General features: G+C 31.8%; 20 protein-coding genes. 10 read left to right on the top strand and 10 right to left on the bottom strand.

Features of this window, described 5'->3' with window-relative positions:
• Positions 1–38: 38 nt before the first annotated feature.
• Positions 39–767: a rhomboid family intramembrane serine protease gene (locus tag Q4Q47_RS03845; RefSeq protein WP_303305325.1), complete on the bottom strand. Its 729-nt coding sequence runs from the start codon at positions 765–767 to the stop codon at positions 39–41.
• A 142-nt stretch (positions 768–909) separates the two neighbouring features.
• Here Q4Q47_RS03845 and Q4Q47_RS03850 point away from each other — a divergent pair, with 142 nt between their 5' ends.
• Positions 910–2187, top strand: a complete 1278-nt coding sequence (locus Q4Q47_RS03850) for a replication-associated recombination protein A (RefSeq protein ID WP_303305326.1) — start codon at positions 910–912, stop codon at positions 2185–2187.
• 73 nt (positions 2188–2260) lie between these two features.
• On the opposite strand, the gene Q4Q47_RS03855 is transcribed toward Q4Q47_RS03850, so the two are convergent.
• From Q4Q47_RS03855 to radC, 6 genes are read right to left on the bottom strand one after another with little or no spacing between them, the layout of a single operon-like run.
• Positions 2261–3139, bottom strand: coding sequence for a hypothetical protein (locus tag Q4Q47_RS03855; RefSeq protein ID WP_303305327.1), 879 nt, complete (start codon positions 3137–3139; stop codon positions 2261–2263).
• On the bottom strand, positions 3129–4544 hold the full coding sequence (locus Q4Q47_RS03860) for a DUF5723 family protein (protein ID WP_303305328.1): 1416 nt from the start codon (positions 4542–4544) through the stop codon (positions 3129–3131). Before Q4Q47_RS03860 ends, Q4Q47_RS03855 begins: the two co-directional genes overlap by 11 nt.
• On the bottom strand, positions 4541–5104 hold the full coding sequence (locus Q4Q47_RS03865; RefSeq protein WP_303305329.1) for a hypothetical protein: 564 nt from the start codon (positions 5102–5104) through the stop codon (positions 4541–4543). Before Q4Q47_RS03865 ends, Q4Q47_RS03860 begins: the two co-directional genes overlap by 4 nt.
• Before the next feature lie 45 nt (positions 5105–5149).
• Positions 5150–5839, bottom strand: a complete 690-nt coding sequence (locus Q4Q47_RS03870) for a YjjG family noncanonical pyrimidine nucleotidase (RefSeq protein WP_303305330.1) — start codon at positions 5837–5839, stop codon at positions 5150–5152.
• The gene (locus tag Q4Q47_RS03875; protein ID WP_303305331.1) at positions 5829–7130 is read right to left on the bottom strand and encodes a polysaccharide deacetylase family protein; all 1302 of its coding nucleotides are present in this window, start codon (positions 7128–7130) and stop codon (positions 5829–5831) included. The genes Q4Q47_RS03870 and Q4Q47_RS03875 overlap by 11 nt, the downstream gene beginning before the upstream one ends.
• The gene (gene radC, locus Q4Q47_RS03880) at positions 7130–7828 is read right to left on the bottom strand and encodes a RadC family protein (protein ID WP_303305332.1); all 699 of its coding nucleotides are present in this window, start codon (positions 7826–7828) and stop codon (positions 7130–7132) included. The genes Q4Q47_RS03875 and radC overlap by 1 nt, the downstream gene beginning before the upstream one ends.
• A 155-nt stretch (positions 7829–7983) precedes the next feature.
• Here radC and Q4Q47_RS03885 point away from each other — a divergent pair, with 155 nt between their 5' ends.
• From Q4Q47_RS03885 to Q4Q47_RS03900, 4 genes are all read left to right on the top strand, one after another.
• Positions 7984–8589 carry an FMN-binding negative transcriptional regulator gene (locus Q4Q47_RS03885; protein ID WP_303305333.1) on the top strand — a complete coding sequence of 202 codons (606 nt, stop codon included), beginning with the start codon at positions 7984–7986 and terminating at the stop codon, positions 8587–8589.
• 126 nt (positions 8590–8715) lie between these two features.
• A complete protein-coding gene (locus Q4Q47_RS03890; protein WP_303305334.1) occupies positions 8716–9801 on the top strand; it encodes an N-acetylmuramoyl-L-alanine amidase family protein in 1086 nt (361 codons plus the stop codon).
• A 39-nt stretch (positions 9802–9840) separates the two neighbouring features.
• Entirely contained in the window at positions 9841–10290 is a 450-nt protein-coding gene (locus Q4Q47_RS03895; RefSeq protein WP_303305335.1) for a hypothetical protein, read from the top strand.
• Positions 10291–10627: 337 nt separating this feature from the next.
• The gene (locus Q4Q47_RS03900) at positions 10628–11515 is read left to right on the top strand and encodes a M48 family metallopeptidase (RefSeq protein ID WP_303305336.1); all 888 of its coding nucleotides are present in this window, start codon (positions 10628–10630) and stop codon (positions 11513–11515) included.
• Between the two features lie 211 nt (positions 11516–11726).
• Here Q4Q47_RS03900 and Q4Q47_RS03905 read toward each other — a convergent pair whose 3' ends face one another.
• Entirely contained in the window at positions 11727–13082 is a 1356-nt protein-coding gene (locus Q4Q47_RS03905; protein WP_303305337.1) for a UDP-N-acetylmuramate--L-alanine ligase, read from the bottom strand.
• A 124-nt stretch (positions 13083–13206) separates the two neighbouring features.
• Positions 13207–14160 (bottom strand): tetratricopeptide repeat protein, encoded by a 954-nt coding sequence (locus tag Q4Q47_RS03910; RefSeq protein ID WP_303305338.1) that lies wholly within the window; start codon positions 14158–14160, stop codon positions 13207–13209.
• Positions 14161–14302: 142 nt separating this feature from the next.
• Between Q4Q47_RS03910 and Q4Q47_RS03915 the strand changes: the two genes are divergently transcribed.
• From Q4Q47_RS03915 to Q4Q47_RS03930, 4 genes are all read left to right on the top strand, one after another.
• Entirely contained in the window at positions 14303–20437 is a 6135-nt protein-coding gene (locus Q4Q47_RS03915) for an alpha-2-macroglobulin family protein (RefSeq protein WP_303305339.1), read from the top strand.
• A gap of 78 nt (positions 20438–20515) precedes the next feature.
• Positions 20516–20887, top strand: a complete 372-nt coding sequence (locus Q4Q47_RS03920) for a DoxX family membrane protein (protein ID WP_303305340.1) — start codon at positions 20516–20518, stop codon at positions 20885–20887.
• A 183-nt stretch (positions 20888–21070) separates the two neighbouring features.
• Positions 21071–21577, top strand: coding sequence for a hypothetical protein (locus tag Q4Q47_RS03925; RefSeq protein WP_303305341.1), 507 nt, complete (start codon positions 21071–21073; stop codon positions 21575–21577).
• A 71-nt stretch (positions 21578–21648) separates the two neighbouring features.
• On the top strand, positions 21649–22998 hold the full coding sequence (locus Q4Q47_RS03930) for a T9SS type A sorting domain-containing protein (protein WP_303305342.1): 1350 nt from the start codon (positions 21649–21651) through the stop codon (positions 22996–22998).
• A gap of 1 nt (position 22999) precedes the next feature.
• Here Q4Q47_RS03930 and Q4Q47_RS03935 read toward each other — a convergent pair whose 3' ends face one another.
• Positions 23000–23521 carry a DUF4136 domain-containing protein gene (locus Q4Q47_RS03935; RefSeq protein WP_303305343.1) on the bottom strand — a complete coding sequence of 174 codons (522 nt, stop codon included), beginning with the start codon at positions 23519–23521 and terminating at the stop codon, positions 23000–23002.
• A gap of 117 nt (positions 23522–23638) precedes the next feature.
• Between Q4Q47_RS03935 and Q4Q47_RS03940 the strand changes: the two genes are divergently transcribed.
• Positions 23639–24742 carry an alpha/beta hydrolase family protein gene (locus tag Q4Q47_RS03940; RefSeq protein ID WP_303305344.1) on the top strand — a complete coding sequence of 368 codons (1104 nt, stop codon included), beginning with the start codon at positions 23639–23641 and terminating at the stop codon, positions 24740–24742.
• The last annotated feature ends 4 nt before the right edge of the window (positions 24743–24746 follow it).

Raw genomic sequence — 24746 nt, forward strand, 5'->3', positions numbered from 1 at the left:
AACTTGGAACTTGGAACTTGGAACTTATTGACAATATATTATTTGCTGTCTTTCGGTTTTTCTTTATAAATATAATTGATTTCTGTTTGCTCCTCTTCTGTTTCAATATGCTCTATAAAATTTCCATCTTCATCAAAATGTTTTAAAAAAGGGTCATCCTCTTCATTATAATTTTCTTGTTCCCAAACATACTTTTTTGGTTTTGCAATTTCTCTTCTGAAAAAAAGTGCAAATAACAACCCTGTAACTAAACCAGACAAATGTCCTTCCCACGATATTCCTTCTTTTACAGGAGCTACATACCATAACATACTTCCATAAAGGAAAATAACTAAAAGAGACAACGCTATAAGCCTATAATGTTTTGCAAATACCCCCTTAAAAAAGGTAAAACTCACTAAAACATAAATAAGTCCACTGGCTCCAATATGATAGGATGGCCTTCCAATACACCAAGTAAAAAATCCTGAAAATAAAATTCCAAATAATACAACTTTCCAAGCTATCGGTCTATAGAAATAAAACAAAGCCATGGAAAGCACAAATAATGGAATTGTATTATGATAAATGTGCTGTATATCTCCATGAATAAAAGGACTTAAAACAACCCCTCTTAACCCTTTTAAAGTTTGAGGATATACACCATATCTACTAAAATTAAAACCAAAACGCACTTCAAACCAAAATACCAACCAAATGGTTAGCACAAAAAAAACTGGGTATATAATAACGCCTGTTGAGAACTTAAAATGGTCATGCTGTATCATTCTATAAATTTAACTAGTCTATATCAAATAATTGACCAAAAGGAGAGTATATGTTAGATTGTCACCTTTTATTTATAAATTATTATTTAAAATATCTGCAATAAGATTCCTGCCTTCGCAGGAATTCTTTTAATTTTACATTATGAATGAACCTTTAGCCGAACGTTTAAGACCAAAAACACTGAATGACTATGTGAGTCAGAATCACTTGGTTGGTAAGCAGGGCAGCTTAACACAGCATATAAAGCAAGGTTTAATCCCTTCAATGATTTTCTGGGGTCCGCCAGGTACAGGAAAAACAACACTTGCTAATATTATTGCCTCGGAATCCGGTAGACCTTTTTATACACTAAGTGCTATAAATTCAGGCGTTAAAGATATTCGAGATGTTATTGATAAAGCAAAACAAAGCGGTGGATTATTTACTACAAAAAATCCTATTTTGTTTATTGACGAAATTCATAGGTTTAGTAAGTCTCAGCAAGATTCTTTGTTACAAGCAGTAGAAAAGGGTTGGATTACATTAATAGGTGCAACTACTGAAAATCCTAGTTTTGAAGTTATTTCGGCACTTCTATCTCGTTGTCAGATTTATATTTTAAATGCATTCAATAAAAACGATTTAGAGACGCTTTTAAAGCGTGCCATTGAAAAGGATGAATATATTTCTAAAAAAACGATTAAACTAAAAGAAACAACTGCACTCATAAGGCTTTCTGGCGGTGATGCCAGAAAACTACTTAATATTTTTGAGCTTATTGTAAATTCTTATGAATCTAATAAAATAACTATTACTGACAAATCCGTTTTGGAAAGAATTCAAAGTAATACCGTTCATTATGACAAAACCGGAGAACAGCATTACGATATTATTTCAGCTTTTATAAAATCGATACGAGGTAGCGATCCAAATGCCGCTGTATATTGGTTAGCTCGTATGGTAGAAGGCGGTGAAGATGTTAAATTTATAGCACGACGCTTACTCATTTTAGCTAGCGAGGATATTGGTAATGCAAACCCAACGGCTTTAGTAATAGCCAACAATACATTTCAGGCAGTTTCTACAATTGGCTATCCTGAATCTAGAATTATATTAAGTCAGTGCGCTACTTATTTAGCATGCTCACCTAAAAGCAATGCTGCCTATAAAGCTATTGATAAAGCACAGCAATTGGTTAAGGAGACTGGCGACTTGTCGGTGCCTTTAGAAATAAGAAATGCACCAACCAAATTAATGAAAGAATTGGGATATGGTGACAATTATAAATATGCACATAATTACGATCTCAACTTTGCCAATCAAGAATTCTTACCAGATGAAATTAAAAACACGAAACTTTACGAGCCAGGAAACAATACTCGTGAAAATGCTCATAAAGAATTTTTAAAACAGCGCTGGAAGGATAAATATGGGTATTAGTATTGTTGTTGTTTGTTGTTTGTTGTTTGTTGTTTGTTGTTTGTTGTTTGTTGTTTGTTGTTTGTTGTTAAAACTAGAACTTAATATTTAATATATCTTGTTTTAAAATACCATTAGCGTAATATTCTAAAATCCAATCATCTCCTTTTTTGTATATAATGGCGCTTTTATTTTCAACTAAAAACACATGATCTAGTTTAGTTTGTTTGATTCTATATACCACTTTTGGAGAACTATCAACCAACTGAAACCCATTTTCAATTTCTTGAGCATATAGCACCTTAGATAACACCTCCTTTATATCCGCTTCCATGGTGTCTTCTTCTTTAATTGCAGGTACTAATGTTACAGTTTCTACCTTTGGTTGGACTTCAATGACCTTGGGTACATTGGTTACATTTTCTGCTTCTTTTTCCTTTTTAAGATTTTGAATCTCTTTCTTTAATTCCTGAATCTCTTGAGCTACTTCACTCTTTGTTCCTGTATTTTGAGTTTGTAAAGCTGTTATCTTTTCGTTAGGTTCATATTTATAATTAAGAGCTTCAATAGAATTAAAAGCATTTCTTAGAGCTCCAGCATAAGCTTTAGCATAATCTTTTTCTCTACTTTCTCCTAACTTAGAGGTATAAATTAATTGATCGTTACAATCTTTTAGTTCTACAGTTAATTTAGTTTTAAACATCCCAGACCCCTTAATGGCATCAGACCTTAATGCTAAGCATCTATTTCTTGCTAAATCATCGGGATAAGCATCTCCTTCCATCAAGGCTACAAATCCACATTTCTTAAATAGAAACTGCGTTAATGAATTTAATTGATATTGGTCTTTCTTCTTTAAAAAATCAAATTTATTAGGAACAATCACATACTTATAATCGTTTAAATTAGATTGTGAAAAAACAGTAGTGATAATAAAACAGGCTATAATCGCCGAAAAAAATTTAGTCTTCATTTTTATTAAATATATAGTTAAACCCTAATTGTAAAGATACACTTTGTGCACTATATATATTTTTTAATTCTAAAAAATTGTCTGCCATAATATAAAAATTTAGACCTCCTAAATTAGCAGACATTCCTAAACCTATATTATTAGCAGAATAAGAGTCTATAGTATATGTAGCTTTAACCTGTAAACCATTAAACAAACGCCTGTAATAATACGCTGTTAGTGCCAATTGAGGTTGCTTAGGTCTACTCATCGCAAATAATTGCAAACCTGCACTATTTTGATAACTATCATCTTCTATTGCACAATCACATGTTTCATGTTTTTTCTTTCCAAAGGCGTAATTTAATGACGTATTAAGCTTTATAGGCCGCCATGTTGTATACTTAGCTGCTGTAGTATCTAGTTTAAATATATCTTCAAAATTATCTTCAATTTCATTCCAATACTCTTCAGCCGTTTGTCCATTTCCCGTATCAGGAAAAATAGGGTTTACGCCTTCAAACACATAGTCACCTTCTATTTTGTAATTTTCGATATCTTTTGTATGTCTAATAAAACCTATATCCAATAGACTAGCATCCCAGCTCCATTGTTCATTTAACTGACGTGTAAAACCAACATCGAACCCCAGTCCCAGATTTCCACCAAACAAAATACGCTTTTTTAAATCTTTAACAACAGAATCGGAATCAGACTCATCATCACTTAAACTAGCCAATCCGGAAGTTCTAAGTTCTAAATCTAAATTAAAGATATGATCATAAAAATTGTTTTGCCCAAGTACAGTTGTAAAACGACCTTGGTTTTTCGTAGATCTTACGTTTGCGATGCTCGAATATATTTTTCCTCTAACCCCAAAAGTAAAATGGTCATTTACCTTTTTATTATATCCAAGATGCAACACAGAAATAGCCTCAGCAGCAACACTCATATGATTAGCTTTAAATGGTCTATTAATATTATTTTGATTGCCCTCTAAAGCCAAGACTGCTAAATCTTTAGGAAAATAAGCTATAAAATCTAGTTCTTGATATAAACCAAAACTTAGATATTCATTCTTTTCGTAAGAGCTTCCAAAAGAAAATCCACCTGAAAAAATTTCTAATTGTTGATTTGCGCTAAAAAAATCCTTAGGCTTCATACTATAAACAGCATTTTGAAGCTTGGTGTTAAAATCGATACCGTCATCTGCAAAAATATCATAAACAGTACTTCCTGTTATCCCTACATTAACATGAATATGTGATAATAATGGAATCCCAAAATACCAATCATTTTTAATTTTCCCACCTGGATTAAGTAATAAAGATTGTGGTATTTCTGAAAACCCGTAAAGTAATTGCTTGTTTTGTGAAAAGGAAAAACTACATGAAATGACTATAAAAAACAAAATTATTCTTCTCATATTGAATCACCTATATTCAAATAAAAAATAGCCTTAGATTTTAATTTAATTCTACCTGGCGTTGTTTGGTTAATAGATCCTCCAGGTAGTAGACTAAGAGTAAACACTAATTTTTTAGTACTTTTTAAAGCTATTAGCGTGTCTCCTTCAAATTCTTCTACATGATTTGATAAGACATCACTACCATCTGTTGATGGTGAAGCCGGAATTATGAACATATGCGATTGTTGCCCAGCGTCATTAATAAAATCTACTTGTACTTGAAATGCTTTATTAATTGAATTTGTAGTTTCAAATACAAAGTCTGCCTTAATAAGGTTATCTACTATAAATTTATTATTAAAAAGATCTATTTCTATAGAGTCCTTAATAGAAATTATTTCTGTGCTATTGAATAAGAAGCTACTGGCAGGTTCATCAAAAAATATGAGACTAGACTCAATAACGGGGGAGATTTCAAAATCATCAGCTTGTTCAAAATCAATTTTCTTAGCACAAGAAAAAAAACTTAAATATAGTGTAATGACTAAAAACGAATAATTGATTATTTGTTTCTGCATAAATTAGATATAGGGACAAAACGCTAAATTAAAAAAATTAGTGTATTATAAATATTTCTTCAACTGAATTAAATTGTCGATTCGTTTAATATCGTCATCAATAACTGTATTATGAATATCAAAAAAAACGACTTCCATGCCGATATTTTTTGCTCCAATTATATCGGCCTCATAACTATCGCCAATCATAACACTCTGGCTATTAACAGAATTAGCTGATTGCAAAGCAAAATTAAAAATTTTAGGGTTTGGTTTTTTAACGCCGACCATCTCAGAATTAGTGACTGTCTTAAAGTATTTATTAATGTTAGACTGGGCTAGTTTTTTATGTTGCACTTCATCGAATCCATTAGTAATGATGTGCAAATTATAATTGAGATCTAAATAATCCAGAATTTCAAAAGTATTTTCAAACAAATAATTAAACCTTGTTAAATGAGTGATGTAATCATCCGATAATTTGTTAATCACCACTTCTTCAACCTGATAACCAATTGCAGAAAAAGCATCATTTAATCTTCCAAAACGTAAAGCCTTCTTTTCTATTTTCTCTTCTCGATATAGTTTCCAGTATTTTAAGTTTATAGGCACATAATGATATAAAAAGTCATTTACATCAATATCAATATGGTTTAATTCTAATATCTTATTAAATGCTAATGCAGAGTTTTTATCAAAATCCCATAGGGTATGATCTAAATCAAAAAACACATCTGTAATACCTTCAATTTTCATTTGTAGATTCTAAAATAATATTAAATAAATCCTTAAACCCATCCCACTGCTTTAATGCACTAAAAGTATAATTATGAAATATTGGAATAAATGTTCCATTGACTTTCTTTACTTCATGAATAATCTCGTTTAAAACTTTCTTTTTATCCAACAAGGAATGTGTTTTCAATAGCGCATAATCCATAAGATGGTATGAGTAAATCTTTAAAGGAGTTTGTACCTCATAATCTAAATCATAAAATAAAAAAGGGGTACAGGACCCTGCTCTAAAACCTATATAATTGACATAACCCATCGTATAATCTTCCTGGACTTCCAACTCTATAAGGTTTCTGTATGATTCTGGTAAATTAAGCCTCGAAAAAGATTGTCTAGAAGCTTTTAATGTGGTATTTAAAATGTCTTCCATCCGTAATTTTTCTTTCTTTAAAATTGACATATCTTCAGTAGCAAAATAAGATGTTTTCAGACCCACACTACAATAATCAGCAACATGCTTTATAAGCGATACAAACTTTTTTTTATTGGGGTTAATACCTTTATCATAAGTAGAATAATCGCCTATTAAGAAAAAGAATAAAAACTTAAACTTAGTATACTTTTGCCTATTTATTATGTATTTAAAAGTATCAAACGGATCATGTATAAAGCCAAGAATAACCATAAACCTAGTATACAAGCTCTTAAATCTAAACCTAAATATATCTTTCACCAAACCTCCTAGTGTTCGCATAATACCCTTTAATCTAAAATTATAGGCACTAGGAACATCAATGATCGGTTTGATCGTATAGTTTTTTTCAGGAAACTTAAATTCTGGAAATTGCGCTTGCAAAGCATCTTTAAATTTGTATGCCCAAATATCAACTACAGGTTGATGTAAAAAACCATGCTTATAAGCTAAACTTTCTACAGCAGTAAAACGACCGAATTCATCTTTTACATGCGGAAAGTATTCTTCGTAACGGGATAATAAATAAAAAGAAGCTGCAAAAATATCGAAAGGGATAGCACTCTTATCTCCGTTAAAAAAGAAACATTTTGTATTATCCCAATCATGAATATTAATATCCAGATCACTTAGCCCTTGTTCAAATAATATATCATGACTTTTAACAAAAAACTCATTCCCGAGTTGTTGTTTTGTGTAAGACATTTTTAGACTATCGTGTGCAATAAATTCTTCTATTTTAGTAGTGAATTCTACTTTAACACCAAGAACTCTAATACAAATGTGTTTGAAAACATATTTTAATCGGGGTGATATTTTATGAGTATAAACTAAAAGCATTATAAAAGCGTTTCATCTGCGAAACTAAAGTATGCTTTTTCTGTTATAATTAAGTGATCTAGTACCTTTATATCTAAACTTTGGGCTGCTTTTTTTAATTTATTGGTAATTTGCCTATCGGCTTCACTGGGCTTTAAAGCTCCCGACGGATGATTATGAGCCAATATCAACCCTGTAGCCCCCACTTCTAAAGCATTTTTTAGCACCAAACGCACATCAACCAAAGTTCCTGTAATCCCTCCTTTACTTAATTGATTTTTTTGAATCACTTTATTAGAGTTATTTAAGTAGATAATCCAAAATTCTTCATGTTGTAACTCACCAATTTTAGGCTGCATAAGTTCAAAAGCCGATCTGCTGGATGTTATTTTATTTTTTTCTAAGGCTTCCTCTCCTCTTCTCCGCCTTCCCAACTCTAAAGCAGCTGCAATAGTAACAGCCTTAGCCTCTCCGACTCCTTTAAATTCCATAAGCTGTATAGTGGATAATTTACCCAATTCACTTAAATTATTATCTACACTTGCTAAAATGCGTTTACATAAGGCGACGGCACTTTCATCTTTATTACCAGAGCCTATTAATATAGCCACCAATTCTGCATCGCTTAATATTTCTCTACCTTTATGCTGTAATTTTTCGCGAGGTTGATCGTCTTGCGACCAATTTTTTATTGAAAACGATGCTAGTTTTTCTTGCATTGATTAAATGTATTAAATTATTTAGTTTTTAAAATTATATAAAGAAAAGCAATAATTTACAAAGTAAGTTATTTCTGTCTTATTTTAAAAAATAAGTTATCAAGGAAAAATAAATATTGTAATTTTATAAATTAATAACTCTTAATTTATACCATTTGAAATATCCTCCAAAATATCATCAAGATAATGACATTAATCACATGATTGAAGTGATTAAAACCTACCCATTAGCAACGGTCATTTCTGTAAAAGATAATCAGCCTTTAATTACTCATTTGCCTTTAATTTATAATGACAAAGGCAAGCTTATTGGGCATATTGATAAGTTTAATCCGCAAGCAGAATTATTAAAAGATGATAATGAGGTTACTATTATCTTTTCTGGTCCGCAATGTTATATTTCACCAAGTATTTATACGACCACACAATTACCAACTTGGAATTATATCATGGTTCATTTAAAAGCCACCGTTAAGGCGATTGAAAGTAAGGAATCCTTAAAAGCATCATTAATTGATATGACCACTTTTTTGGAAGCACCAGAACATAAATATGTTTTAGAACCTGATAACCGTAGCATGAAAGGTTATTTAGATTTTATTAAAATGTTTGAAATCACTATCACGGATTGGGAAGGCAAATTTAAGCTCTCTCAAGATAAAAAACCACGAGATATTGAAAACGCCAGAACAGAACTCATTCGTGCAAATCAAGAAAGTATTGAACAATTTTTAGGAAAAATATTTAAGCCTATTCAATAAATAAAAATAAAGAAATAGCGTTGTTGAAGGAACGGTGTGTTCTTTTTTAAGTGACTTCGGGTTGTCATCCAAAAATTAAACAAGAGTTCATCTGAAGGTTTTGTAGCAAATCATAAAAAAATCAAGATGCGTTCAATATTAAAAAAACTATTATTACTCTTTTTTTATTTAACAATCTCTGATCTCGCTATTGCTCAAACATCTCAAATAAAAGTGATTGCTATTGGTGGTGATGGTATTTATTCTATTCTTCGAAAAAACGGTCTTGAGCCAACAAAACACTACAGAGCATTTATTAAACTGAATAAGGAAAATTTAACAGTAAACAACGGGGTATTAAAAGGTAGAACTTATATACTGCCAACCATAGAAAAAGACACTATTGGTAATAATGAAACACCATCTATAACTGATAAAATTGAATCTAAAATTATTGAAAAACCTAACGATAATCTGTTACCAAAAAAGCAAATTAATGATCCGCTTTTTGGTAAAGACTATGATGTTGTTCCTTTAGAAAGCAGTAATTTAAACGGCGCTATCTATTATTTAATTTCTGGACATGGTGGTCCCGATCCCGGCGCTATAGAAACTTATAACGGTAAACTAATTTCCGAGGATGAATACGCTTATGATGTTACTTTACGATTAGCACGAAGGCTCATTTCTAATGGCGCAAAGGTTTATATCATTATTAAAGATGAAAATGATGGGATTAGAGATAAAAAGATACTTGAAGTAGATTACGACGAAGTTAATTATCCTGATAAACCCATTTCAAAAAGTCAAAAATTACGATTGAGGCAACGCACAAAAACTGTGAATAATCTATACTTAAAACATAAAGGTGCTTACCAAAGGCTCATTGTTACTCATGTTGACAGCAGAAGTAAAAGTAAAAATATTGATGTGTTTTTTTACCATCATCATAACAGCAAAAGTGGAAAACAATTAGCCAAAAACATTCACAAATCGTTCAAAGAAAAATATGCTAAACACCAACCTAATAGAATATACTCAGGCTCTGTAAAATCCAGAGGGCTATACCTAATAAAAAACACGCTACCAGCTATGGTGTATATAGAATTAGGAAATATAAAAAACAAAAAAGACCAGAAACGAATTCTTAATTATGAAAATAGAAAAGCTTTAGCAAAATGGGTTTTTAATGGAGTTTTGGCTGACTACAACGAAAGCAAAAGCCTACATTAATTCAGGTTCTTCAAGAAAGTGTTTATGCAATTTTGAATAATGTGTTTTAATTTATACATTTCAGAATTCATGCACCCTGATATAATAGATATTCAAAATTTCATTGCTGCCAGAGGGATTATAATTTGGTTAGGCAAAGGGGTTTCTATTGACAAAAATTTAACTCCAGTAACCTTAAAAATAAATAATAACACTTATACCATTCATGTGTTAGATGAGTATGAGGATCTTAATTATTATAACCCTGTATTAAATTTCGTTATTGTTTTTAGAACCTTAGTAACTCTTAATGAATCTGAAGATTTTTTAGTATGGTGTAAACAAGAAGGTTTAAATCCTGACAACCATAAACTTTTAGATTACTATAAAGATATTTGCAACACTATTAACGACATCAATAGTTGTTTTTCAAATAATGAGATTGATTATTTTGTTTCAGATTTAGATTTTCAATTAAATGCTGGGGTTATGCAGTTTTTAAGGAGATAGTTATAGAGACGCCTTTATATGCTAATAAAACTCGTATATATTTGAAATAAAACTTTCCTTTTTATTTTACTATTCCTGAAAATTATTCAACAAATCTTACAAAAAAGTTGTTTGATAAAAAAACTCTGATTAAATTGTATTTAGATCCCATCTTTATAAGACACTGATACTGTCCTCTTTATATTTTTAATTGTATTAGTTAATGACGAAAAACGTTGTAAAACTTAAAAAGTATAAAAAGTAACAAAACTTCTGCTTAGTTGTCCAAAATGACAGAATAAAAAGATAAAAATTCTGTATATAAACCCGTTTGCATTCATTAAAACAAACAATAAATATGGAAATAATAACTACCGAAAAATTCGAAAAAGCAACCTATCCTAATGAAAGCAACCGTTTTAACTTAGCGATGCTAACTGGAATACCAATTGCCATATTAGGTCTCATATTAACCATTGCTTCTTTTGGACTAATACTTATATACATTGGGGTGATTGTATTTTTTGTTTGGTTTTCTCTAAGCATAGCAAAAATGAATCTTGTAGGTAATTCCGTAAAAGTCTCTAGCCATAATTTCCCTGAGATATTCAATATTTACACAGAAGTAAAAAAGGAGCTATCTTACACTAAGGAAGTTCAAATTTATATCGTTGAAGACGGTTCTGTAAATGCATTTCTTGCTAAATTCTTTAAAACACAGTTTATTGTATTGAATTCTGAATTAGTTAAAGATATGTTATCCAATAAAGATAAATTGATTCAAATGAAATGGATTATTGCTCGATTTGTTGGAGCATTAAAAGCTAAACATTTTAAAACTACTATTTTGAAATTAATCTTTGAAAACCTAGAAAGAATTAAAATTTTCAACTTTTTTCTTTTGCCTTATGAAAGGGCTACCCAATATACAGGTGATAATATAGGGATGATGGTAACTCAAAATGTCGAACAATCTATTGTTGCATTCAATAAATTAATGGTGGGTAATGATTTATCTTTAAAAATAGAATTTCGAGGGATTTTAGACCAAGGAAAAATGTTAAGAAATGATTCCTTCTTTTCATTTTTAGCAAGAGCCTTTTCTTCTCATCCGCATTTGATAAATAGGTACTTAAATTTATTAGCTTATGCTAGCAAAGAGTTTCCTGAACAGTTTGACAAATATATAAGTGATCTTGATAATGAAACTAAGCACAATCTTTTCAGAATGTTACCTTATTACTAAAAATAACGATTACCTCCTTAACTGCATCTTAATTTGATTGACCGTTAGTTTCCAAAACTAGTGGGGATAAGAGTAAGAAACAAAAAAAGAGAAAAGTTTTACATGAATTTATAAAGGATAAAGGCTTTTGCTAAATTAATTCTTATCAATTCATATTAGCACTTAATGGTATATATAGGTAAACAAAAGCCTTCTTTCATAAGAATAACACCTAATTTATCACCCCTTCAACAGCATCAAAATCCAAACCACCATAATTACCAGAACTCATAAGTAACAAAGCTTTATTATCAAAATCCTGCGAGAATAAAAAGTCTTTAAAATCGTCTGGATTCGTATAAATAATCAGATCCTCACGTTGAAAAGCATTCGCAATTTGTTCGTGCGTTACTTTTTCAAGTTTTTTAATTTCAACTGCATGCGGCGAATAAAAGACCACGGCTACGTCGGCGGCATTTAATGCACCTTTGTATTCTTTTAAAAACTCAGCGTTTAAACTACTATACGTATGCAATTCTAAGCAAGCCACTAACGTTCTGTTTTCATATTGCTCTTTAACAGCACGGGTAGTTGCTTCCACTTTACTAGGAGAATGTGCAAAATCTTTATAGGCCACACTGTTTTTACTTTCAGCTATTTTTTCCAAGCGTTTGCTGGCACCTTTAAAAGTAGAAATAGCTTCATAAAAGTCGTCTTCATCAATTCCCATGTGCTGGCAAATCCATTTGGCACCAGCCAAGTTGTTTAAATTATGTTTTCCAAAGACTTCTATTGGTAAATGACCTTCAGTAGTTTCTAGCAAGGTTTGTCCATTTTCTACAGTATATTCTGGTGTTTGGTATGCCAATTTACGAATGGTATTTGTTGAAGCCTCTACAACGCGTTTTACTTCAGGATCTTCTTCATTGTAACTAATACTACCACCGTTAACAATAGAATCTACAAAAATGTTAAACTGCTCTATATAATTATCATAAGTTGGAAACACATTAATATGATCCCAGGCAATACCACTTAATAAAGCAATATTAGGTTTGTATAAATGAAATTTTGGACGTCTATCAATAGGCGAACTCAAATACTCATCGCCTTCTAACACGATAAAATCATTTTCTTCTGTAAGCTTTACCATCACATCAAAACCTTCTAACTGTGCACCAACCATATAATCGACGTCTCTATCATGATAATGCATAACATGTAAGATCATAGAAGTTATGGTTGTTTTACCATGACTCCCACCAATAACCACACGCGTTTTGTATTTAGATTGTTCGTATAAAAATTCTGGATAGCTGTAGATTTTCAAACCCAGTTCCTGAGCTTTCATTAATTCTGGGTTATCCGCTTTAGCATGCATTCCCAAAACAACAGCTTCTAAGTCTGTAGTGATTTTTTCTGGATACCACCCAAAAGCTTCAGGCAATAATCCTTTAGCGTCTAATCTTGATTTTGAAGGTTCGAAAATAGTATCGTCACTTCCTGTTACTTGATAACCTTTATTATGCAATGCTAAGGCTAAATTATGCATGGCAGCACCACCAATAGCTATAAAATGTACGTTCATAGAGCAAATATCAAACTCCAGATTTCAAATTCCAAATTAAACGAAACAAATTCCTAAAATCAGTGGTCAAAACCAAATACCAGTAACTAACAACAAAAAACCAACAACTATCAACAAACACAAGCTACAAACCAAGTATCTTTTCCTTTTGCTCTTTAAACGGCTTTATTTTAGGAAGTTCAGCAATGGCTAACTCAATATATTTTAGAGCTTCCTGTTTATTTTGTTTATGCACATGAATTTGTGCCAAACGGTAGTGAGCCCAAGCTTTAGGAACACCATCCTCAGCTGAATGATTCTCCAAATAGGTTTGTAAACAGCGCTCTCCTTTTTGTAATTCAATATTGTACTCTGCCGCAACCTTACCGATTTGATAATGCATGGCATTCCGTTGATGTTTTTTATGGGCAGCTTCAATATTTTCGATAGCCTTTTCTGGTTCTTTTTCGTTTTCGTATAAAACGGTTAATTTATTGAAACAGGTAACAGACCCACCTTCTTTTATAGCCATCTTATAATATTTTTCAGCAAGCTCCGGTTCGTCATCATACTCATAAACATAGCCTTTTGCCAAATAACCATCCACTTTCGAAAGGACTTCCAACTCCTCTGCATAACGCAATGATTTACTCTTACTACCACCTATAATCCCTGGTAATTGCATATATAACTCCACTAATGCCCAACGGGTGCCAATATGGTTTTTGTCCAATTCGGCAGCCTTTAAAAAGGCTTCTTTTACATCACCTATAATACCCAAAGCTTTTAATTTACTAACAGACAAAGCTTTCATACCCAATGCACCACCATATTTGTAATGATAATTGGCATGGTGCTCTTTATTATTTACTAGCTTTTCGTATTGTAAAATAGCACCATCCCATTTTTTTTGATGCCCATAGGCATCCCCTAATAATTCAATAGCTTGCAAGTTATTTGGATGTGTTTTCAAATAATCACTAACTAATTGTTCTGCTTTATTGAATTGTTTTTTTTGAAAAAGCGTTTCTATGTCATCAAGATTTGATTGACTAAAAGCCATGATAGAAAATAAGAAAGGGAGCAAAAACTTCGTCATAATGTTTATAGTCGAAAACGTAAAAATAAACTTTCTATTTCACTCATAAAAAACTAACTTCACTCAACCAAAGAGTCTGTTCACTCATTCTTTATTTTTTGGTATAGCTTTTGAAAGTATTTTAGATACAAACTTAAAAAAAATGAAAAACGCTTTATCCTTATTAATGATTATACTATTCGCTACATTTTCTAATGCCCAAGACAATGAATATAAAGAGTTATGGGCTGAAGTCGAGCAATTTGAAGCTAAAGGCTTAGTGCAATCAGCTTTAAAGGCTGTAGAAAACATTAATAAACTTGCAGAAAAAGATAGCAATGCATCACAACTCATTAAAAGCATGCTTTTTAAGAGCAAATTCGCTTTAGTTTTAGAGGAAGATGCGCAACTCAAAATTATTAAGGATTTTAAAGATGGCATTGAAAAAAACACGTTCCCAACAAAAAATATTTTAGAAAGTATCCTGGCAAATATGTATTGGCAATACTTTAATCAAAATAGATGGAAGCTCTATAACAGAACAAAAACTGCTGAGAAAGTAGATGTCGAAGATTTTAGAACATGGGATTTACAAACGCTATTTAATGAAATTCACGTGCATTACCAGAATTCGTTACAAAACGGATTGCTATTGCAATTAGAACCTTTAAGTCATTATGACGAGATCTTAAATCTACAAAAAGGCTCTAGAATTTACAGACCTACTTTATTCGATATTTTAAGTCACAATGCGTTACAATTCTATAAAACCGATGAAACCCATATTACGAAACCCGCTTATAAATTTGAGATAGATCATCCTGATTTTTTGGGTAATACAGGACGCTTTTCGAAATTAAAAATAGCATCGAAAGATACAACATCATTACAACTAAATGCTTTAAAGATTTATCAAGATTTGATTAGTTTTCATTTAAAAGACAAAAAACCTTTTGCTTTAGCCGATGTAAATATTCAGCGTTTAAAATTTGTGAATCAACACGCTACATTTAGCGATAAAGAATCCATTATATTAAGTGCTTTAAAAACAGAAAGAGATCATTTAAAGACTCATGAAGTTTCCACTTTATACGATTATGAAATAGCCACCATTTACTATCAACAAGGAGCTACTTACCAACCTAAAACCAATGAAGATAATCGTTGGAAGCTTAAAGATGCTATTGAAATATGCAATAAGGCTATTTTAAAATTCCCAAAAAGTAATGGTGCTAAAAAATGTACTGTTTTAAAACAATTAATAGAACAACCGACATTACAAATCACTGCAGAAAACTTTCTTCCTATACAACAAAATGCACGGTTATTAATACGTTATAAAAACTTAAATCAACTTCAATTTAAAATATTTAAGCTCACTAGAAACCAGTTAAGTAAATTCAATAAAATATATAGAGAAGAGGAACAATTAGCATTTATTAAAAAGTTAAATCCTTATAAAAATTGGGATAATACTTTAAAAAATGAAGGTGACTACCAAACCCACACAACAGAAATTTTAGTTCCTAAACTAAATAATGGTACGTATTTAATTTTTGCTTCCCCTAAAAACGATGATGAAACCTTTGCGTTTAGTACCGTACAAGTCACTAATTTAGCTTTGATTGAAACAGAAAGCACAAACGATAAAACCTTTCAAATTATTAATAGAAATAATGGAAAACCTATCGAAAAAGCAGCAGTTAAATTCTCATATCGTAAAAACTACAAGGATAAGGAAATAACAGAAACTAAAACTTCAAACCAATTTGGTGAAATTTCACTTCCAAAATTGGATGTCAATTATAACGATTTAAATATAGAAATTATTAATAATGGTGAAAAAGCATACTTTGGCGATTACTATGTAAGCAGATATTATAAACAGCAACAAAAAAAAGTTACATACAACGCTTTTCTATTCACAGATAGAAGTATATATAGACCAGGGCAAACAGTATATTTCAAAGCGATAGCTTTTAAAACAAAAGAAAGTAAACCAGAGGTTCTAGTAAGTGAAAAAGTTTATGCTATTTTATATAATGCAAATGGTGAAGAAGTAAAACTATTAAAGTTTAAAACGAATGAATTCGGTTCCGTTTCCGGTGAATTTATTTTACCAAACAATGGATTAAATGGTCAATATTATATCGAATTTGGTACAGAGTCAGGTCATAACAAGAGTGGGACTACTTACTTTTCTGTTGAAGAATACAAACGTCCAAAGTTTGAAACATCATTTAACCCCGTAACAGAAACCTTTAAGGTTAACGATTCTGTCACTATAAAAGGACATGCCCTAGCTTATGCAGGAAGTCATATTACCAATGCTAAAGTAGTATATCGGGTACATAGAAAAGTAGAATATCCGCGTTGGTGTTATTGGTATTACCCATGGTTTAATAGCGAACCTCAAGAAATTACTCATGGAGAGGGTATGACTAATGGCAAAGGCGTCTTTGAAATTACTTTTAAAGCCATTCCAGATCAAAGCGTAGACAAAACAAATCTCCCAATTTTTAGATATGAAGTCACTGCTGATGTTACCGATTTAAATGGAGAAACCAGAAGTGCTACGACCACAGTTAATGTTGGGTATCATGCATTAACAGCAAATATGTATATTGCCAATTTTATAGATAAAGCCAAAAAAAACAATGCTCTTGAAATAGATACCAGAAACTTAAATGGCGAATTTATACCAGCTAAGGGAACCGTTAAAATTTATAAATTAAATGGGCCTAAAAAGGTTTTAAGACAAAGGCCTTGGAGCGCACCAGATTATCAAGAGTTTTCACAAGAAGCCTTTAATAAATTGTTTCCTCATGATGCTTATAATGATGAACATCAGGCTAGCAATTGGAAAAAAGGAGACCTTGTTTTTATGTCATCTTTTAACACAGAAAACACAAAAAATCTTAATCTTGGTAAAATTAAAAAGTGGGAATCTGGCGCCTATATTATCATTTTAGAAAGTAAGGATAAATTTGGACAATTGGTTAAAGATGAAATTAAAACGACTTTATATAGTCATGCAGATAAAACCATAGCAGATAAAAAATTATTCCACATTACTACAAACAAATCAAGTTATAAGACAGGTGAAAATGCCTTAATAACATTAGGATCTGCTGCCAGAAATTTAAATGTTACGGTTCAAATTGAAAAAGATCGTAAGGTTATAAAAACACATATCATTCAACTTAATAATAACAAAAAAACCATTTCTGTTCCTGTGAATAATGAAGACATTGGCGGTTTTGTAGTTAATTACAGTTTTGCAGCTTATAATAATTTTCAATCGGGTGCTTTAAGCATATCGGTACCCTATCCTAAAATGGATTTGAGTATTGAAACTACAACATTTAGAGATAAATTACAACCTGGAACCGATGAAACCTGGAGTTTTAAGATTAAAGGGCCACAAGGTGATAAAGTCAGTGCAGAGCTATTGGCAAGCATGTATGATGCTTCATTAGATCAATTTAAGTCACATACATGGCGTTCCAATCTTATTAATAGACCTATTTATTACTCTTATAATCAAAGTAATGCTCATCAGAGTTTTGGCACACGTCATTTTAGAGTTTACAATAAACAGTATACTAGAATACATTACTCAACTCAATATTATGATCAATTGAATTGGTTTGGGTTTTATTTTGGGAATAATAACTCAATAAGGTTTAAAGGAGTAAACACACTTAGTAGTCGTGTAGCCGGTGCTCCAATAATGTCAGATGAAATGGAAGTAGAAGAATCAGTGGCTTTTATGGAGGAAAGTGATAGCGCTAATCTGGATGAAGTTGTGGTTATGGATAAAGAGACCAAACTAAATGCAGGTGACGACCTTGATTTAAGGGAGGAGATTGTCGAAAAAAAATCAGAAAAACCAAACTTCGACAACATCAAAATCCGTAAAAACCTTCAGGAAACTGCCTTTTTCTTTCCGCAGCTGAAAACAGATTCAGAAGGTAACGTTAGTTTCAACTTCACAACTCCAGAAGCTTTAACCCAATGGAAGTTGCAATTATTAGCGCATACAAAAACCTTAGAAAGTACAACAACAACTTTAACAGCAGTTACTCAAAAAGAATTAATGGTGATACCTAACGCGCCTCGTTTCCTAAGAGAAGGTGATCATATTACGATTAGCACCAAAATTGCAAACCTTACCGAAAAGCAATTATCAGGACAAGCAAAATTAATATTAACAGACGCTATTTCCGGAGAAGACGTTTCCAATAAACTTATTCGTAAACAAGCTAATTCTCACCCTTCGGGGGAGCTAGAGGGGGCTTCTTTTACTGTCGACCCCAAAGGTAATACACAAGTATCATGGAGTTTATCGATTCCGGATGATGTGCAAGCAGTTCAATATAAAGTTATCGCCAAATCGGAAGACTTTAGTGATGGTGAACAAAATGCCTTACCTGTGCTATCAAATAGAATGTTAGTTACCGAAACACTTCCTATGTGGATTCGTAGTAATCAAACAAAAACATTTACGCTAGATAAACTAAAGAGTCATACCTCAACAACACTTAAAAACCATAAGTTGACTTTGGAAATGACTTCCAACCCTGCATGGTATGCGGTGCAGGCACTCCCCTATTTAATGGAGTATCCGTATGCATGTAACGAACAAACTTTTAGTCGTTATTATGCCAATGCTTTAGCGAGTCATATTGCGAATTCTAATCCACGAATTCAAGACGTTTTCAATCAATGGAAATCTCAAGATGCGCTTATTTCTAACTTAGAAAAAAATGAAGCATTAAAATCTATTCTCATTCAAGAAACACCATGGCTACGAGATGCACAAAGTGAAACGGAACAGAAAAAGCGTATGGCGCTACTTTTCGATCTAAACAAAATGAATAATGAGTTGCAATCGGCTATAAGAAAATTAGAAAATAATCAAATGAATTCCGGTGCCTGGGCATGGTTTGATGGTGGACGTGAAAACAAATACATTACACAACACATTATTACTGGTTTTGGTCACTTAAATAAGTTAGGTGTCACCGTGAGCGCAGTCGAAGGGTCTCATAATAAAATGATCTCAAAAGCCATCAAGTATCTCGATGCGCAATTTGTAAAAGAATACAAGGACCTTAGAAAATATAATGCTAAAGTAGATTTAAACAAAGATCATTTGAGCTACACACAGTTACATTATTTATATATGAGAAGCTTCTATCCAGACGTAAAAAAATCTAAAGAAGTTGATAAAATCACACAATACTACCAAACGCAAATTCAAAAGTACTGGTTAAGTCGACCTTTATATGCAAAAGGATTAATGGCTTTGGTGTCTCACAGAAATAATGATTCTAAAACAGCCAAAAAGATTCTAAAATCGTTAAAAGAAACGAGTATCACTTCGGAAGAGTTAGGTATGTATTGGAAGGCAAATACCAACTCATGGTATTGGTATCAAGCACCTATCGAAACACAAGCCCTTTTAATTGAAACTTTCTCAGAGATTGGTCATGTTATTCAGAGTGAAGTGAAGCATCTTGAAACCATCGATAACTTAAAAATCTGGTTACTTAAAAACAAACAAACTAATAGATGGAAAACCACCAAAGCAACTACTGATGCTGTATACGCCTTGTTACTTCAAGGAAGCGATTGGTTATCGGTCACCGAAATGGTTGATGTTGTTTTAGGTGGGCAAAAAATAACGCCTTCAAAATTAGAAAACGTAAAAGTAGAAGCTGGTACAGGTTATTATAAAACGTCTTGGAGTGCTTCTGAAATAAAACCCAAAATGGCAGAAGTAAAACTGACTAAAAAAGGAAAAGGTATTGCCTGGGGAAGTTTATATTGGCAATATTTTGAAGATTTAGATAAGATTACATCAGCAGAGACACCTCTAAAATTAAGGAAAAAATTGTTTTTGAAACAAAATACAGATACAGGTGAAACCATTTCTGAAATTACAAAAGACACCCATTTAAAAGTTGGAGATTTGGTAAGAGTTCGTATTGAATTACGAAGTGATCGAAACATGGAATTCATTCATATGAAAGATATGCGAGCTTCAGGGTTAGAACCTGTTAATGTATTCTCGCAATACAAATGGCAAGATGGTTTGGGATATTACGAAAGTACAAAAGATGCCTCAACTAATTTCTTTTTTGATTATTTACCAAAAGGCGTTTATGTTTTTGAATACGATTTAAGAGTTAATAATGCAGGTAATATGAGTAATGGTATTACAACGATACAAAGCATGTATGCACCAGAATTTAGTAGTCATAGTGAAGGCACTCGTTTGTTAGTTAAGTAAAACTGTTTCGACAAAGCGGATGGCAGATTAATTTTTAATTTGCTATCTTTCAGTTTAATAACTAATAAACACATTATTATGAATTCAAAAGTTTTTATGGTCGTGAGAACACTTCTCGGGATTTTCGTTTTGTTTTTTGGACTTAATAAGTTCTTTCATTTTATGGATATGGGAGATATGTCTGCTGAGGCTGGGGCCTATTTCGGAGCATTATCTTCTGTTAAATTAATTACAATAGTAGCCATTGTAGAAATTGTTGCAGGATTAGCATTAATCTTTAACAAATTTGGAGCTTTATTGGCTCTTATTTTAATGAGTGTATCAGTCAATGCCGTATTATTTCATGCTATGTTAGAACCAGGAAGTATCGCGGGCGCTTTAATTTTACTAGTTTTAAATATTATTGTGCTTTATGGCTATAAAGACAAATATAAAGATTTACTGAGTTGATAACATATTTATGAGACTGAAAAGTAATCTATTTTGTCATTCAGAGCGTAGCGAAGAATCTTATTTTTTGTGAATCACCACATTATATTTTTAAGAGATTCTTCTTTGCATTCTGAATGACACTTTTAATACAGTCTCTTTATTTTCTTAACTTTACTCAAATTTTATGATTTGTTTAAACCTTTGGAAAAGCAAAAATTAAATAGCCCCAAAACGACCATAGCATTTTTATTTTTTATAATGCTTTTAGGCTGTGCTTCTAAACAGGGGCTATCTACAAATACAGACAAAATTGAAAAAACGCCTAAGATCATTTTTCTAAATTATACTATTAAAAAAACATCTGATGGGAAAAAGACTATTCGTTATATAAATAAAAAAGTAACCGAAGGAAAACTTAAAAATCATACTAAAAACTCCAAAGAGGAACCAGTTACTGGTGATTTAATGTGTTATCAGCTTGATAAAAAGTCAAATATCTTACATAGCACTATTATAAAAAATCCGTTTACTAAAACTTTTGAGTTCGTAGATGAATCCAAATCGTTTCAAATGAAAAAGATTGATTTGGATAGCTCACGATTTTCTTTAAGGCTACAACTAAAGCCCAATACAAAATACATTAGTATACATAATATTAGTAATTCTAAAAATAAAACAATCCCTCTAATTAAAACTAAACTTAACTAACCATGAGGTATTTTTTAATTTTCATAATATTTCTTTTTAGTACCTGTTTTATCTCGGCTCAAATTTTTGATGTGGAAACAATTAAATCTTCTGGAGATAATGACAAAAGAATAAATTTAGTTATCTTAAGTGAAGGCTATCAAACCAGTGAATTAGATCAATTTATTACAGATGTTACTAGTCTTTCGGACGACATGTTTAGTCAATCACCTTTTTTAGAATATGCGGATTACTTTAATGTATACGCTATAAAAGTACCATCAAATGAAAGTGGAGCCGATCACCCTGCAACTGCTACAGATGTTACAGAACCTGCAACTCCAATGACCACAAAAGATACTTATTTCAATGCTACTTTTGATGCCTTTAATTATCACAGACTCTTATATTACGGAATTGATTATGCAGATGCTGCTACTGCGGAGGCAAAAATACATTCTGTTTTATCTGACAATTTCCCTACATACGATCAAGCTTTAATTTTAGTTAACACTAATGTATATGGAGGCTCGGGTGGTGAATTTCCAATGGCTTCAACTTCAGCAAATGATATTGCCATACATGAATTAGGACATTCTTTGTTCGATTTAAAAGATGAATATTATCCAGGAGACGCATTAGCAGCCGAAGCCATAAATATGACTCAAGAAACTGATCCAACATTGGTAAAATGGAAAAATTGGATTGGACTTAATGGTATTGGGATTTACCCCTATGGTACCTCTGGTGTAGCATCCACTTGGAACAGACCTCATCAAAACTGTAAAATGAGATATCTGGGAGTTCCTTTCTGCTCTGTATGTAAAGAAGGCATGATAGAAAAGATACACAGTTTGGTGTCTCCAATTGATTCATATACACCCATTTCAAATACGGTCTCAAACCCAAGCTTTCCTCTTGATTTTCATCTAAACTTAATAAAACCTGCACCTGACCCTACAATACTTGAAAGCTCGTGGTCACTTAATGCTGATGATAATTTTGCCACAAATGTTGATGATGTAAGTATTTCTGAAAGCGATTTAAATGTAGGTTCAAATAATTTAACAGCAGTCATTACGGATAACACAACACTTTTAAGGATCGATAATCATGAAACCCTTCATGTGTATACAGTGACCTGGACTATAGATCATTCTTCCTTAGGAGTTAAGGATATTGAAAGTGAGATTAATAATTTAAGTATCGTTATGTATCCAAATCCTGCGAATACCATTGCAAACTTTAAAATTGAAAGTGAAAGAGGTACCAATTTAAAAGTTGATATTATGAGCTTAGACGGCAAAAAAGTAAAAACAGTACCTATGTCTAACCATGAAACACAACAGGTAGATATTAGTAATTTAAGTGAAGGTATTTATATGGCTAATTTCTATGCAAATAACATATTAGTTGCCAGTAAAAAATTAGTAAAACAATAAGTTATTGTTTAGGAGGGTATTCCAAGAACACTTTTTCTACTATAGCATTTAAGCGTTCCTCTCGCTCTCCCGGTATAGCGTTAGGGTTATAATTCGATTCGCTTACTGCTTGCCAAAATAATTGCTTTTTATTTTCATCTACAAAATCAATTATTATCTGACGGTTAACATTAGACTGGCCCACTGGTATACCTATTGAAATGCCTCCTCCAACATTGCGGCCTCCTCCACCTAAACCAACACCAACTGAGCTGCGTTGCGCTTCGCGATATTCACTACTTTTAATGTCGATGAAAAAATCTGGAGTGTCAGATAAACTAAACCCTTTTGCTGTCATTTTTATATCTATAGCATTTAACAGACGTTTGGTGTCTAATTCACTTAGCCCCGTATTCATATCACTATAATAATTGTAGGTTTTATAATTATCAAATTGAGTTGTCTTATCGTAATCGTAATTAACACGAACAGAAACACATCCCGTAATTAATAAAGCAAGTAAAATAATTTTAAAAGATTTCATAGCCATAATTTTTATTAAACTCAGGTTAAAGTTAATCAAAAATTATTCCATGAATTAAAGTTAAAAGCTTTGAACTTGATTTTAGTATCCCGACATTTGATGTATAAATTTTTTATCATGACATTCTGCTCTAAAAGTATCTTTTTAATATGTATTTTCTTTAGTGTCAATCTTTTTTCTCAAAGTAATCGTCCACAAGAACCGAAAGCCCCTTATGACTATACTTCGGAAGCTATTTATTTTACCAATTTTAAAGCCGACAGTATAAAGTTAGCAGGTACACTCACTTTACCAAAAAACATAAAAAAGCCAGTAGTTGCCATTTTAATAAGCGGATCTGGCCCACAAGACAGAAATGAAGAACTAGTAAATCATAAGCCTTTTTTAGTGATAGCTGATTACCTAACAAACCATGGTGTTGCTGTTTTGCGGTATGATGATAGAGGGACTGCTGAATCTGAAGGAAATTTTAAAAACGCCACAACTTTTGATTTTGCTACCGATGTTGAAGCTGCTATCGCTTATTTAAAAACAAGGAATGATATTGATACTTCAAAAATAGGTTTGATTGGACATAGTGAGGGTGGACTTATTGCTCCTATGGTAGCTTCAAGAAATAAAGATGTTGCCTTTACCGTATTACTTGCAGGCACTGGTGTAAATGGTGCAAAAGTTTTAGAAACCCAATCTAGACGAGCCGCAGAATTAGCAGGTGCTAATAGTGCTGTTCTGGATGAAAATGAAAAATTATCAAAGATTATTTACGCTATTTTAAGAACGCATTCTGATGTAGAAATTATTAAAACAAAAATCACAAATGAACTTAATGATTTTAAAATGAAAAACCCTACATCTATACTTGCTCCAGCCATTACTCCAGCTTTGATTAAACAACAATTCAACATTTTAAAATCTAAATGGCTTCTCACTTTTATTAGAATAGATCCAAAAGATTATTTAGAAAAAACGACATGCCCCGTATTAGCTTTAAATGGAAGTAAAGATTTTCAAGTATTACCAAAAATTAATTTAGAAGGCATTAAAAATGGGCTAGAAATTGCTGGAAATAAAGATATAACTATAAAGGAATTAGACGGATTAAACCATTTGTTTCAAACTGCCGAAACAGGAAGTATGCAAGAATATAGTGAAATTGAAGAAACCTTTTCCCCAACCGCCTTAAAAATTATAAAAGATTGGATTTTAGAACGATTTAAGTAATCTC

It is taken from the genome of Flavivirga spongiicola, assembly GCF_030540825.1.
GTDB lineage: Bacteria > Bacteroidota > Bacteroidia > Flavobacteriales > Flavobacteriaceae > Flavivirga > Flavivirga spongiicola.